The following is a 13,080-nucleotide window of genomic DNA, read 5'->3' on the forward strand; positions in this document are numbered from 1 at the left end:
TCCCGCACGGGTTCGGCCCGTCCTCACCACGCTCCCCATCCATGCACATTCATATTCTTGGCATCTGCGGCACGTTCATGGGCGGTCTGGCGGTCCTCGCGCGCCAGGCCGGTCATACCGTCACGGGTTGCGACGCCAACGTCTATCCGCCGATGAGTACCCAGCTCGAGGCGCAGGGTATCCGGCTGATCGAGGGTTTCGATGCCGACCAGGTCTCGCTCAAGCCCGACCTGTTCGTGATCGGCAACGTTGTCTCGCGCGGCAATGCGCTAATGGAAGAGATCCTGAACCGCAATCTGCCCTACACGTCCGGTCCGCAATGGCTTGGCGAGCATGTCCTGTCGCAGAAGTGGGTGCTGGCCGTAGCGGGCACGCACGGTAAGACGACGACCACGTCGATGCTTGCCTGGATTCTCGACGATGCGGGGTACAACCCGGGCTTCCTCGTCGGCGGTGTGCCAATGAACTTCGGCATTTCGGCGCGATTGACCGAGAGCGATTTCTTCGTGATCGAGGCCGACGAATACGACACCGCTTTCTTCGACAAGCGTTCGAAGTTTGTCCATTACCGTCCGCGTACGGCGATCTTGAACAACCTCGAGTTCGATCATGCTGACATCTTCCCGGATCTGGCGGCGATCGAGACGCAATTCCATCATCTGGTGCGCACGGTGCCGGGGCAGGGCCGACTGATCGTCAACGGTCGCGAAGCCGCGCTCGAGCGCGTGCTGGCGCGTGGCTGCTGGAGCGAGGTCGAGCGTTTTGGCGTGGCCGAGGGGTGGCATGTCGCTCAGGCGAACGATGTGCTCGCGCCGGGACAGGAAGCGTTCTGGGTCCATCACGGGGCGACGCCCGCCGGGGAGGTGAAGTGGCCGCTCCAGGGCGAGCACAACCGGATGAACGCGCTGGCAGCCCTGGCCGCCGCACGACACGTCGGTGTGCCGCCAGAGCAGGGGGCGGCTTCGCTGGGCAAGTTCCAGAATGTGAAACGCCGTATGGAAGTGCGGGGCGTGGCGGCCGGCGTGACCGTCTATGACGATTTTGCGCACCATCCGACCGCCATTCAGACGACGCTTTCCGGACTGCGCCGCCGCGTAGGCAGCGAGCGCATTCTGGCGGTGCTCGAGCCGCGTTCGAACACGATGAAGCTCGGTGTGATGAAGGCGCAACTGCCGGCCAGTCTCGCGGATGCCGACCTGGTGTTCGGGTACGGCGCGCCGTCGGGCAAGGACGCGCTTGGCTGGAATCTTAGCGAGGCGCTGGCACCCCTTGGCGCGCGTGCGCAGACGTTCAGCGATATCGACGGACTGGTTCGCGCGGTGAGCGCGGCCGTACAGCCGGGCGACCAGATCGTGGTGATGAGTAACGGCGGCTTCGGCGGAATTCACCAGAAATTGCTCGATGCACTGGCGGCGCGCGCCTGAGATGCGCGCCTTTGCCGTTTGCGCACACTGACTCGGTTTACTCAGGGGCTCACATGATTCTTTATTTACACGGCTTTCGGTCGTCGCCGCGTTCCTTCAAGGCGCAACTGATGGCCGCCCGCATGCATCGGCTTGGGCTGGGGCACGCGTGGGCCTGCCCGCAATTGCCGCCGTCGCCGCTTGCCGCCGTTGTCGACGCGCAGCGTCTGCTGACCGGCGTGCGGGCCGACGAGCTGACCATCGTGGGCAGTTCGCTGGGCGGCTACTATGCGACGTATCTGGCCGAGAAACTCGGATGCCGCGCGGTGTTGCTCAACCCGGCCACTCGGCCGTACGACGATCTCGGCAAATGGCTGGGCGAGCAGCCGATGTGGCACGGCGGCGGCACCATCGTGGTCGAGCCGCGTCATCTCGATGAACTGCGCATGCTCGACGTGGCGCAGATCACTCGCCCCGAACGCTACTACCTCGTGGCCGCGACCGGCGACCAGACGCTCGATTACCGTGACATGGTGGCAAAGTTCGCGGGGGCGAAACTCACGCTGATCGAGGGCAGTGACCACGGGATTTCCGATTTTGTCGATTACATGGACGACGTGCTGCGCTTCGCCGGCATCGACGCTCCGCCTTCGCCCGGCACCGCAGGCCCGTTCGCGGGCGAATGACGCGGTTACCCGTTCTGCCCTAAACCGCCGCACATTGGCGGGCTACAATGTCGCCTATTGCGATCGATGGCTGTTTCATGAACATTTTTTTTGAGGAATCCGGCGGCTTCAAGGCTGGCACGGTGTTGTTGCAGCAGGGTGAGTCGTATCAGGTGGAGCTGCCCGGCGGACGCCGCAGCAAGATCAAGGGACGCGACGTGCTGCTGCGTTTCGAGTCGCCTTCTCCCGCCGACCTGATCGCGCAGGCTCAGGCCGCCGCACAGGACATCGACATGAGCTTCCTGTGGGAATGCGCGCCTGTCGAGGAGTTTCCATTTCCGACGCTTGCGGCCGAGTACTTCGGTGAGGGCGCGAGCGTTGCGCAACAAGCCGGACTGGCGCTCGCCCTGCAGGCTTCGCCGGTCTATTTCCGCCGCAAGGGCCGCGGCCAGTATCAACGTGCGCCGCAGGAACAACTGCAAGCCGCGCTCGCGGGGCTTGCCCGCAAGCAGCAGCAGGCGGAATTGCAAGCGGTTTATGCCGATCAACTGATCGCGGGCACACTGCCCGATGCGCTCAAGGGCAAGGAACTGCTGTTGCTGTTCCGTCCCGACAAGAACAGCATCGAGTGGAAGGCGCTCGACGCCGCCGCCATCGCGCTGGGCAAGACGCACGCCGAGGTGATGCTGGCGTGCGGCGGCATCGCGTCGCCGCGTGCGTATCACGAGGCGGCGTTCCTCTATGAATATTTCCCGCGCGGCACCGGTTTCCCCGACCTGGGACCGACGCCGTTGCCCGGCGACGATTTGCCGCTCGCCGACGTGCAGGCGTTCTCCATCGACGACTCGACGACGACGGAAATCGACGACGCCCTCTCGGTGCAGGTGTTGCCCGACGGCCTGCTGCGCGTGGGTATCCACATTGCAGCGCCGGCGCTGGGTATCACGCGCGGCGACCCCATCGACCAGATAGCGCGTGTGCGTCTGTCCACGGTGTACGCACCGGGCGAGAAGATCACGATGCTGCCCGACGCCGTGGTCGAAGCCTATACGCTCGCCGAAGGGGGCGCGCGTCCGGCGCTGTCGCTGTATGTCGTGGTGAAGGCCGATACCTACGAGATCGTCGCGACGGAGACGCATGCGGAACGGGTGCCGATCTCCGCGAACCTGCGTCATAACGAACTCGACGCGATCATCACGGCCGAGACGCTGGCCGACGGCAGTGGCGACTATCCGCACAAGGAAGAGCTGCGTCTGCTGTGGCCGTTCGCTCAGTCGCTTTACGACAAGCGTCAGGCCGCGCGCGTCGGTTACGGCCTGCGCCCGGAAGTGCAGAACAAGACCGACTTCAATTTTTACGTCGACGGCGAGCAGGTCACGATCAAGCAACGCCAGCGGGGCGCACCGCTGGACCTGATCGTCGCCGAGATGGCGATTCTCGCAAACAGCCGCTGGGGACGCTTGCTCGCCGAATGCGGCGTGCCAGGCATCTATCGGGCACAGCGTGCGTACGGCGTGAACCGCACGCGCATGCAGACTTCGCCCGCGCCGCACGAAGGTCTCGGCGTCGAGCAGTACGCGTGGAGCACGTCGCCGCTGCGGCGCTACGTCGATCTGGTGAATCAGTGGCAATTGATTGCCTGCGTGCGTCATGGTGTGACCGCCAAGCTGGCCGCACCCTTCAAGCCGAAGGACGCCGATCTGTATGTCACCGTGTCGAGTTTCGAAGCCGCTTATGCGGCCTACGCCGAGCACCAGAGCCGGATGGAGCGCTACTGGTGTCTGCGCTGGCTGATTCAGGAGAACAAGTCGCAGGTGCAGGCGAGCGTGCTCAAGGGCGATACCGTGCGTTTGAACGATATTCCGCTCACGCTGATCGTGCTGGGCCTCGGGCCCCATGCGCGCGGTACGCAGATCATGCTCGACGTGTTGTCGCTCGACGTCGTCACGCTCAGCATTTCGGTGCGCGTCTCGCAGGTGCTCGACGCCAGCCAGACCGTCGCGGCCGACGACGATGACGAAGGTGACGGCGGCGCAGGTGACGGTGGCACGGGCACTGCGGGCGGCGAGGGGGCTGAAGGTGCCGAGGGCGCTGAGAGTGCTGAGAGTGCTGAGAGTGCTGAAGGTGGTGAGAGTGCTGAAAGTAACGAAAGCACTGAACGTCTTGCTGGCGACGCGGCCGCTTTGGCGACAGCCGACGCGACCACGGCCGGCTTGCCATCCGAAGACACGGCGGACGGTCCATTGCCGCTGGCAGCCGCGCTGACGGCGGCGGGTGCTCGCGACGTTTCCGTCAGTCCGGCGTGCTGAAACCTGCGTTCGCTTCCGGTCATCTGGGCGAGGCACGTCGTCGCGGATGGTCGTTCATGCGCGAGCATCCGCTTGCGACGGGTCTTGCATTTTCGGCCTTGGTTCATCTGCTGGCGCTTGCGGTGCATTTCGTCGCGCCCGACAGTTTCCGGTTGCACACCGCCGACACGCCGCTTGACGTGGTCCTCGTCAATGCGAAGTCGGCCACCGCTCCCGAGAAGGCGACCGCGCTCGCGCAGGCCAACCTCGTGGGCGGTGGCGAGCACGACGGCGAGCGCGCGACGTCGCCGCTCCCGTCACGCGCGGTCGATCGCGACGGTGCCCCCGTCGCTCAGATTCAGCGCCATGTGAGCGACCTGGAAACGATGCAGGAGAAGCTGCTCTCGCAACTGCGCAGCCAGTATGCCGCCGCGCCGGCGTCGCAGCGCAGTCGTGCCGACGCGCGACAACTCGGGCGCGGGATCGACGACCAGAACGTCGACCCGCAGATTGCCCGTCTGCAAGCGGAAATCGACCGGCAGTTGCGTGCCTATCAGACGCGGCCGAAACGCGGCCAGGTCACGGCCAATACGCGCGAAGTTGCGTATGCACGCTATTTCGATACGCTGCGCCATCGTGTCGAGCGCTACGGCACGGAGCACTTCCCGCAGATCGGCAGCGAGCGTCTGTATGGCGAGTTGATCGTCACGCTCAACGTCAATCAGCGTGGCGGGCTCGGCTACCACAAGGACGGCTGGAACGTTGCGGGCGTGGAAGTCACGCGAAGCTCCGGCAATCGCGATCTGGACCGCCGAGCGGTGGCGATCGTGCAGGCCAGTGCGCCATTTGGCGACTTTTCCCCCGAAATGAAGCGGCGCTACGACATTCTCGAAATCGTGACGCGAATGACCTTCTCGCGTCAGGGAGTGCAAACCGAAACCCTCGCTGCGCCGCCAGGCGCTACGGCGCACTAAGACATTGCATTGCGATGCAGTGGGGTGCGGAGACGGTTGGCTGTCCAGGTGTTTGCAACATCGCGAGGGTTTTCCAAACAGGACAGTCCGCCAGGAATTGGGGGACTGCCGACGGTCGCAGTTCGTGCGGTGCCCGTACCATTGCCGCGTGTACCATGCGGTGACATGAACGGGATTCACGGTGTTCGCGGGTTCGATGGTGCCGCACGGTCGATCTTCGGGGGATCGATGTTGGCCGAGACGCTGCCGAGCCCCGCATTCGATGCCCGTAATAACAACGCCGGCGCAATCGCCAGGCGACGAGTCTTTGACGACGATGCCAAACCAAATGCCATCCGGGGACGTGCCGGCCGATCGCTATGCCGTGATCGGTCATCCTGTCGAACACAGCCAGTCACCGTTCATTCACGCCGAATTCGCCCGCGAAACCGGGCAGCATCTCACCTATGAGCGTTTGCTCGCGCCGCTCGATGCGTTTGCCGACACCGTGCGCACTTTTATCGAGCAGGGCGCCCGAGGCGCCAACGTCACCGTGCCGTTCAAGCTCGAGGCCCACGCGCTGGCGGATCGTCTGACCGAGCGTGCGCAGGCTGCGGGCGCGGTCAACACGCTGGTGTTCGACGCGCAAGGCGTCACGGGCGATAACACCGATGGTGTGGGACTCGTGCGCGACATCGAGGGATCGCTTGGTGTGTCGTTGAAAGGGCGTCGGGTGCTGCTGCTCGGCGCGGGCGGCGCGTCGCGCGGGGCAATGTTGCCCATGATCGAAGCGGGGCCGGCGGCGCTCTTCGTCGCCAATCGCACAGCGGGACGCGCAGACGAGCTCGTCGCCCGGTTCGCGCGGGACGCCGAGCGCCATGGCGTGGCACTCGCTGGCGGCGGCTGGCAAGCGATTCCGAAGGCGTTCGATGTCGTGATCAATGCCACCGCAGGCAGTCTTCAGGGAGACGTGCCGCCATTGCCCGCCGGCGTCTACGCGACCGGATCGCTTGCCTACGACATGATGTACGGCGCGCAACCGACCGTGTTCATGACGCACGCCTTGTCGGCGGGTGCGGCGCGCGCGGCGGACGGGCTGGGCATGCTAGTCGAGCAGGCCGCCGAAGCGTTCGCAGTGTGGCGTGGCGTGCGGCCGTCGACCGATGTCGTGCGCGCAGCCTTGCGCGCCCGGCTCGCCGCGAAAGGCTGATTCTTCCGATGGCCGCGCAGCGACGCACCTCGCGCACCTCGCGCACCTCGCACACGACCCGCAAGCGCCGTTGGGGCCCGTGGCAATGGACGTCCTACATCGTCACGCTCCTGGTCGCGGGCGTGCTGGCCACGCAGCTTTACTACTTCCTGCAGATCGGCTGGTGGGTGCGCTTCGATCCCCAGTCGACGTCGTTCATGCGGGCGGCTGAGGCGCGACTGCGCGAGACGAATCCGCAGGCAACGCTCAGGCACGAATGGGTGCCGTACGATCGGATTTCACGCAATCTGAAGCGCGCGATCATCGCGAGCGAGGACGCGAACTTCGTCAATCACGACGGCTTCGAGATCGACGCAATGCTCGGCGCATGGGAGAAGAATCAGAAGAAGGGGCACATCGTCGCCGGCGGCTCGACCATCTCCCAGCAACTGGCCAAGAACCTGTTCCTGTCGAGCGAGAAGAGCTACCTGCGTAAGGCCGAAGAGCTGAGCATCACATGGATGCTCGAGTTCTGGATGAACAAGCAGCGAATCTTCGAGATCTATCTCAATTCGGTGGAGTGGGGCGAAGGCGTTTTCGGTGCCGAAGCGGCGGCGCGCTACTACTATGGCATTCCGGCGGCCAAGCTCTCGCCGTGGCAAGCGGCACGGTTGGCGGTGATGCTGCCACGTCCGCGCTATTACGATACTCACCGCAATTCGCCGTATCTCGCGCAACGCGCCGGCGTGATTGCGCGTCGCATGGGTGCGGCGGAGTTGCCGCAGTAGGCCTTGCGCGCCGCGCCGCTATCGCCCCACCTGCCCCCAACGCCCCCAACGCCCCCAACGCCCCCAACGCCCCAAACGCCCCAAACGCCCCAAACGCCCCAAACGCCCCCAACGCCCCAAACACGCCCCAAACACGCCCCTTCGCGGCGAACGCCGGCGGTACGGTGCCGGTGCCCATTGCTTCGCCCGATGTGTGCGTATGCCCCGCCGCGTTGTTCGACACGGCGTCGGACGCACTCCAACGCGGCACGCGCTCGCGCGGTTGATCGGTGCCGCGCTAGTGCAACGCTAGTGCCGCGATTGTGCGGCGTCCGGGATCGGCTGCGCAGGGATGTGCATGACGGTGCGCGTCGGGAACGGGAGCGAGCACCCCACACCCTCGACGGTTTCCTTCACGCCACGCTGGAGATCCCAGTACAGCCCCCAGTAGTTGCCCAGCAACGACCAGACACGCACATTGACGATCACGGCGCTGTCGCTGACTTGCTTGACCATGATTTCCGGTGCCGGCCTGTCGAGCACCCGATCATCGTCGGCCACGTGCTCACGCAGTGCGGTCATGGCGGCGTCGAGATCGTCGTCGAGTGCAATGCCCACGGTGACCTCCATGCGACGCGTGGCGTTGCGGCTGAAATTCGTGATCGGCTGACCCCAGATCTGATTGTTCGGCACACAGACGTAAATGCCATCTGCATTCGTGAGCGTGGTCGTGAACAGACCAATCTCTTCGACCGTGCCCGCGACCGATGTCCCTGCGGTGATGTAATCGCCATTGCGGAACGGGCGCAGCACGAGCAGCATTGTTCCCGCGGCGATGTTCTGCAATGTGCCCTGCAGTGCAAGACCGATGGCCAGTCCCGCCGCACCCAGCACCGCAATGATGCTCGCCGTCTGCACGCCGAATTGCGCAAGCACCGCGACAATGGTGATGACGCGCACCGACCACAATACGACCGACTCGATGAGCGGCTTGAGCGTGGCGTCGAAGTGGGGTGAGCGGCCCAGTGTGCGGTGGACGAAGCGCGCCAGTCGCTTGGCGATCCAGAAGCCGATCAACAGGATCAGCACGGCCTGCACGAACGACAGCCCATAACGCACCGCGTTGGCTGCAAGAAACCCCATCACCGCATCGAAGGACGCGAGCGGGGGCGTGACGTCAGTCATTTGAAATTCTCCCTATGGACGGGCGCACGAACGCGCCAATATCAAGGTTGACGCAAAGTGCGCGGATTGGTTCGGTGTGCGCGCCGTCGTTTGCTATCGTGCGACTCGAATCCCGCAATTTAGGCGCATGCTTACGAACGATTCCGTTGCCGGACGACAGACGATGGCACCCGCGCTGCGGCGCACAGGCTGCCGCCCTTGGCGTGACGGTCGCGTGACTGCTACACTTGGCGTCGCCGCGTAGCAGGGAGAACTTCGCTTGATCAATGCCTTCGTCATCCATCATGGCCGCCTGCAACAGGTGACTTGTGACCACCCCAGCGACCTGGCCAGCGTCTCCCCGGTCTGGGTCGATTTGCATAGCGAATCGGAAGAGGAGCGCCGCTGGGTCGAAGAGGCCTACAACGTCAAGTTGCCGTCACGCGACGAGGTGACCGATATCGAAGCGTCGGCCCGCTATTACGAAGACGACGGTGGCGTGCTGCATATCCGCACGGATTTCCTGCTCGACGACGAAGAGCAATCGCGCAACGTGCCGGTGGCGTTCGTGGCACTCAAAGACCTGTTGATTTCGATCCACGACGAAGACCTGCCGGTGTTCCGGCTGGTGCGCATGCGTGCGCGCATTCGGCCGGGCTCGGTCCGCGATGCGATGGACGTGCTGCTCGACCTCTATTCGACCGACGCCGAATATTCGGCCGATTCGCTCGAAGGGGTGTACGCGGCGCTCGAGGCGGTGAGCAAGCGGGTGCTGGGCAAGAATCTCACCGATGCAGACGCCGCGAAGGCGCTTGAGAGCATCGCTGCCGAGGAAGACTTGAACGGCCGCATTCGTCGCAATGTGATGGATACGCGCCGAGCGGTGTCGTTCCTCATGCGCGCTCGTATGCTCAAGGACGAGCAGTACCAGGAGGGCAAGCAGATCCTGCGTGATATCGAGTCGCTCGATAACCATACGGCGTATCTGTTCGACAAGATCAACTTCCTGATGGACGCCACGATCGGTTTCATCAACATCAATCAGAACAAGATCATCAAGATCTTCTCGGTGGCGGCCGTCGCATTTCTCCCGCCGACGCTGATCGCCAGCATTTACGGCATGAACTTCCGCATGATGCCGGAGTTGAGTTGGGAGGTCGGTTATCCGTTCGCCATCGGTCTGATGGTGCTCTCGGCGATCGCGCCGTTCCTGTATTTCCGTCATCGCGGTTGGCTCGACTGAGGGGGCGGCGCCATGCAGGCGTATTGCGCAACGCCCGACATCGTGGCGCCATTGTGGGGCCGGTGCAGGGCGTGGGCGCGGAGCAGGTAAAATGGCGGCCTTGCTCGATGGAATCGAGATCGAATCACCCTGCGCCGGCCTATCGCCGCCAGAACCTCGCCGGAACCCCGTCATGACATTCACCGAAGTTCTCAACGCTGCCTGGACACGCAACAATTCGCTGCTTTGCGTGGGCCTGGATCCCGAGCCGTCGCGCATCCCTGCGCATTTGCAAGGCCAGCCCGACGCGATTTTCGAGTTTTGCCGCGAGATCGTGGATGCCACCGCCCCCTACGCGTGTGCGTTCAAGCCGCAGATCGCCTACTTCGCTGCGCATCGCGCCGAAGCGCAGCTCGAGCGCCTGATCGCACACATCCACGCCGATCATCCGGGGCTGCCCGTGATTCTCGATGCCAAGCGCGGCGACATTGGCAGCACCGCCGAACAATACGCGCGCGAGGCGTTCGAGCGCTATCGCGCCGACGCCGTGACGGTGAATCCGTATATGGGCTTCGATTCGCTGGAGCCGTATCTGGCGCACGCCGACAAGGGCGTCATCGTGCTGTGCCGTACCTCGAATCCGGGCGGCAGCGATCTGCAGTTCCTCGATGTCGATGGCAAGCCGCTTTATCAGACGGTGGCGCGTCTGGCGTCGGGGCCGTGGAACACGAGCGGACAGATCGGTCTAGTGGTCGGCGCGACGTTCCCCGCAGAAATCGCCACCGTGCGCAGCATCGTTGGCGATATGCCGCTGCTGATTCCGGGCGTGGGCGCTCAGGGCGGCGATGTCGAAGCGACGGTCAAAGCCGGTCGCACCGCGAATGGCACCGGCATGATGATCAACTCGTCGCGCGCCATCATTTATGCCGCGCGCGACGAGCAATTCGCTGCGGCTGCGGCGAGGGCTGCGCAGGCAACGCGCGATAGCATCAACGCGTATCGCTGATCGGTCTTTGTGCCGCGTGTGCCGCGTGTGCCACGATGCGCGGATCAGCGGCGATGCCGTGACATCGCGACATCGTGACATCGCGACGTTGGGGCAGTCCGATCGGTGCACGACACCCACGCTCGCCGTCGTTGTCGGCAGATAAGCAAACAGCGCCTTGCGGATGACGCGCAGGCGCTGTTTTCATGGGGGCGACGGCGGTGTCCGAGGGTCCGCTGCGTCGGCCTCGTTCTATCGTCGAGCGATGTTGAACGCGCTAAGGCTCACGCCTCGGCCTTGTCGAGCAACTCGATGACGCCGCGTAGCGCATGTTGTGCGGCCTGACTGCGCACCTGTGTGCGATCGCCTTTGAAGTGCTTCGTCTCGACGATGGTCGTGAGGCGATTGCTCCATCCGAAGCACACCATGCCCACTGGCTTGTCGGCGGTGCCCCCGCCGGGGCCGGCCACCCCGGTGATCGACAAGGCAATCTGCGCACGACTGTTGAGAAGCGCGCCTTCGGCCATGGCGCGCGCCACCGGTTCACTCACCGCGCCATGCTTGTCGATCAGCTCCGGCGGAACGCCGATCATCTCGGACTTGGCTTGATTCGAGTACGTGACGAAGCCGCGCTCGAACCAGTTGCTGCTGCCGGAAATATCGGTGATCGCAGCGGCCACGAGGCCGCCGGTGCACGACTCGGCTGTCGTGAGCATGAGACGCTCGTCGCGCAGACGATTGCCGACTTTCACCGACAGTTGGGCCAGAAGATTTTGTTCGGAAACCACGGGACGACGCCTTCTAGAAGTCTATGCAACGATCACTTAACGGATACCAAGACACCCGCAGGTCCTCGTCACGACGCTGTCTGCGGATCGCGTGGCAGCAGCGAGCGCGGCCGATCAGATCGAGCGCCACAGCGCGATCACGAGCAGCGTGCAGAACGCCGCGACGAGATCGTCCAGCATGATGCCGAACCCGCCTTTCACCGTGCGGTCGAAATAACGGATTGGTGGCGGTTTGACGGCATCGAAGAAGCGGAACAGGACGAACGCCACCAGTTGCCCGACGAAACTTGCCGGGGTAATGAGCAACAACACGATCCAGAACGCGACGATTTCGTCCCAGACGACGGCACTCGGATCCTGGATGCCGAGCTTGCGCGCCGTATAGTCGCAGATCCAGATGCCGCCCACCACAGAGGCGGCGATCATCACGCCCCAGCCGGTGACCGTCAGGTACATATTGAGCACCAGATACGACGCCCAACCGAAAAGCGTCCCCACGGTGCCGGGCGCGAACGATGAGAGCCCGGTGCCGAAGCCCAGCGAAAGAATATGCGCGGGGTGCGACAGCAGGAAGCGCGAGTTCGGCCGGCGCGGGCCGCTGCCCGAGTTGACGGCGGCCGTTTGATCAGTGCTCATTGAAAATGGTCGAAACTTTTGAAGTCGGCAGCGACGCTCGCGCCAGTCTGGTCATGAAGCTGCAGGATCGCTTGGCGCGCGTCGGGAAGCGCTATTGTACCGATACGCGTCAAGCGTATGCTGAGTTCGTCCCCGATGGCCGCGATTCGGCGTCGTTGGGCAGTGTCTGCACTGAAGCACAGTTGGTAGTCGTCGCCGCCCGCCAGGGTGCAAAGTCGTGCAATCTCGGTCGATTGTGCGGCCAGCAGGGAGGAGCGTGGCACGTCGTCGACATTGACTTGGGCCCGCATGCCCGAACGTTTCAGAATATGCGTGAGATCGCCGAGCAGTCCGTCCGAGATGTCCAGGGCGGCATGGGCAACGCCGCGCAGCGCAAGGCCGAGCGCCACCTGCGGCTCGGGCCAGTCCATGGCGCGGCGTGCGAGCGCGAGGTCGGCGTCCTGCAACGACCATTCGCCGCGCATCGCGCCGAGCGCCAGCCGGGCGTCTCCGAGGGTGCCTGAGACCCAGATGTCGTCGCCGGGCCGTGCGGCGTCGCGGCGCAAGGCTTGGTCGTTCGGTACGCTGCCGAAGACCGTCACGCAAAGATTGCGTGGGCCGCGCGTGGTATCCCCCCCGACGAGTGGGCATGCATAGCGGTCGGCCAGCGCGGCGAGGCCTTCGGCGAACGGGGCGAGCCAGGCGGGATCGCTGTCGGGCAAGGCGATTGCCAACGTGAATCCCATCGGCCGTGCGCCCATCGCTGCCAGGTCCGACAGATTGACGGCGAGTGTCTTGTGACCCAGTGCGCGCGGATCGGCGTCGGCAAAGAAGTGGCGGCCTTCCACGAGCATGTCGGTCGAAATCGCAAGCTGCTCGCCGGCCGGCGGGCGCAGCAGGGCGCAGTCGTCCCCGATGCCGAGCGTTACGTGCGCCCCCTGGCGCGTAGCCCCGGCGAAGAAGCGGTCGATCAGCGAGAACTCTGACAGCGGCGAGGCGGAGGTGGATGTCGTGGTCATGTGCAACGGCGCGATGGCGCGA

12 protein-coding genes are annotated in these 13,080 nt (G+C 64.4%); 8 read left to right on the forward strand and 4 right to left on the reverse strand.

Annotated features, from left to right (window positions below; all coding sequences use genetic code 11):
* Window positions 1-41 precede the first annotated feature (41 nt).
* The 6 genes from mpl to mtgA all read left to right on the forward strand — a co-directional run bounded on the left by mpl (window position 42) and on the right by mtgA (window position 7,286).
* Entirely contained in the window at window positions 42-1,424 is a 1,383-nt protein-coding gene (mpl, locus tag ACE3UG_RS07405; protein ID WP_374621744.1) for a UDP-N-acetylmuramate:L-alanyl-gamma-D-glutamyl-meso-diaminopimelate ligase, read from the forward strand.
* Between the two features lie 53 nt (window positions 1,425-1,477).
* A complete protein-coding gene (locus ACE3UG_RS07410) occupies window positions 1,478-2,089 on the forward strand; it encodes a YqiA/YcfP family alpha/beta fold hydrolase (protein ID WP_374621747.1) in 612 nt (203 codons plus the stop codon).
* A gap of 77 nt (window positions 2,090-2,166) precedes the next feature.
* Window positions 2,167-4,377 (forward strand): ribonuclease catalytic domain-containing protein, encoded by a 2,211-nt coding sequence (locus tag ACE3UG_RS07415; protein ID WP_374621750.1) that lies wholly within the window; start codon window positions 2,167-2,169, stop codon window positions 4,375-4,377.
* Window positions 4,371-5,330 (forward strand): energy transducer TonB, encoded by a 960-nt coding sequence (locus ACE3UG_RS07420; RefSeq protein ID WP_374621752.1) that lies wholly within the window; start codon window positions 4,371-4,373, stop codon window positions 5,328-5,330. Before ACE3UG_RS07415 ends, ACE3UG_RS07420 begins: the two co-directional genes overlap by 7 nt.
* Before the next feature lie 316 nt (window positions 5,331-5,646).
* The gene (gene aroE / locus ACE3UG_RS07425; RefSeq protein ID WP_374621755.1) at window positions 5,647-6,519 is read left to right on the forward strand and encodes a shikimate dehydrogenase; all 873 of its coding nucleotides are present in this window, start codon (window positions 5,647-5,649) and stop codon (window positions 6,517-6,519) included.
* Between the two features lie 8 nt (window positions 6,520-6,527).
* Window positions 6,528-7,286 carry a monofunctional biosynthetic peptidoglycan transglycosylase gene (gene mtgA / locus ACE3UG_RS07430; protein ID WP_374621758.1) on the forward strand — a complete coding sequence of 253 codons (759 nt, stop codon included), beginning with the start codon at window positions 6,528-6,530 and terminating at the stop codon, window positions 7,284-7,286.
* A gap of 288 nt (window positions 7,287-7,574) precedes the next feature.
* Here mtgA and ACE3UG_RS07435 read toward each other — a convergent pair whose 3' ends face one another.
* Window positions 7,575-8,450, reverse strand: a complete 876-nt coding sequence (locus ACE3UG_RS07435) for a mechanosensitive ion channel family protein (protein ID WP_374621760.1) — start codon at window positions 8,448-8,450, stop codon at window positions 7,575-7,577.
* A gap of 259 nt (window positions 8,451-8,709) precedes the next feature.
* On the opposite strand from ACE3UG_RS07435, the gene corA reads away from it, so the two are divergent.
* Complete coding sequence (corA, locus tag ACE3UG_RS07440; protein WP_374621763.1) at window positions 8,710-9,672, forward strand: magnesium/cobalt transporter CorA; 963 nt, start codon at window positions 8,710-8,712, stop codon at window positions 9,670-9,672.
* A 172-nt stretch (window positions 9,673-9,844) separates the two neighbouring features.
* Window positions 9,845-10,657, forward strand: a complete 813-nt coding sequence (pyrF, locus tag ACE3UG_RS07445) for an orotidine-5'-phosphate decarboxylase (RefSeq protein WP_374621766.1) — start codon at window positions 9,845-9,847, stop codon at window positions 10,655-10,657.
* Between the two features lie 263 nt (window positions 10,658-10,920).
* Here the strand turns inward: pyrF and ACE3UG_RS07450 are convergent, their stop codons facing one another.
* The 3 genes from ACE3UG_RS07450 to thiL form a co-directional block, all read right to left on the reverse strand.
* A complete protein-coding gene (locus ACE3UG_RS07450; protein WP_374621769.1) occupies window positions 10,921-11,424 on the reverse strand; it encodes a CinA family protein in 504 nt (167 codons plus the stop codon).
* 114 nt (window positions 11,425-11,538) lie between these two features.
* Window positions 11,539-12,060, reverse strand: coding sequence for a phosphatidylglycerophosphatase A (locus ACE3UG_RS07455; RefSeq protein ID WP_374621772.1), 522 nt, complete (start codon window positions 12,058-12,060; stop codon window positions 11,539-11,541).
* Window positions 12,057-13,058 (reverse strand): thiamine-phosphate kinase, encoded by a 1,002-nt coding sequence (gene thiL / locus ACE3UG_RS07460; protein ID WP_374621774.1) that lies wholly within the window; start codon window positions 13,056-13,058, stop codon window positions 12,057-12,059. Before thiL ends, ACE3UG_RS07455 begins: the two co-directional genes overlap by 4 nt.
* Between the last annotated feature and the right edge of the window lie 22 nt (window positions 13,059-13,080).

Origin of the sequence: Pandoraea sp., from assembly GCF_041919235.1 — a bacterium.
GTDB lineage: Bacteria > Pseudomonadota > Gammaproteobacteria > Burkholderiales > Burkholderiaceae > Pandoraea.

Excerpts from the sequence above, each read along its gene's own strand:
- mpl (WP_374621744.1), top strand. The coding sequence starts at position 42 with ATGCACATTCATATTCTTGGCATCTGCGGCACGTTCATGGGCGGTCTG.
- ACE3UG_RS07410 (WP_374621747.1), top strand. The coding sequence starts at position 1,478 with ATGATTCTTTATTTACACGGCTTTCGGTCGTCGCCGCGTTCCTTCAAG.
- ACE3UG_RS07415 (WP_374621750.1), top strand. The coding sequence starts at position 2,167 with ATGAACATTTTTTTTGAGGAATCCGGCGGCTTCAAGGCTGGCACGGTG.
- aroE (WP_374621755.1), top strand. The coding sequence starts at position 5,647 with ATGCCAAACCAAATGCCATCCGGGGACGTGCCGGCCGATCGCTATGCC.
- mtgA (WP_374621758.1), top strand. The coding sequence starts at position 6,528 with ATGGCCGCGCAGCGACGCACCTCGCGCACCTCGCGCACCTCGCACACG.
- ACE3UG_RS07435 (WP_374621760.1), bottom strand. The coding sequence starts at position 8,450 with ATGACTGACGTCACGCCCCCGCTCGCGTCCTTCGATGCGGTGATGGGG.
- pyrF (WP_374621766.1), top strand. The coding sequence starts at position 9,845 with ATGACATTCACCGAAGTTCTCAACGCTGCCTGGACACGCAACAATTCG.
- ACE3UG_RS07455 (WP_374621772.1), bottom strand. The coding sequence starts at position 12,060 with ATGAGCACTGATCAAACGGCCGCCGTCAACTCGGGCAGCGGCCCGCGC.
- thiL (WP_374621774.1), bottom strand. The coding sequence starts at position 13,058 with ATGACCACGACATCCACCTCCGCCTCGCCGCTGTCAGAGTTCTCGCTG.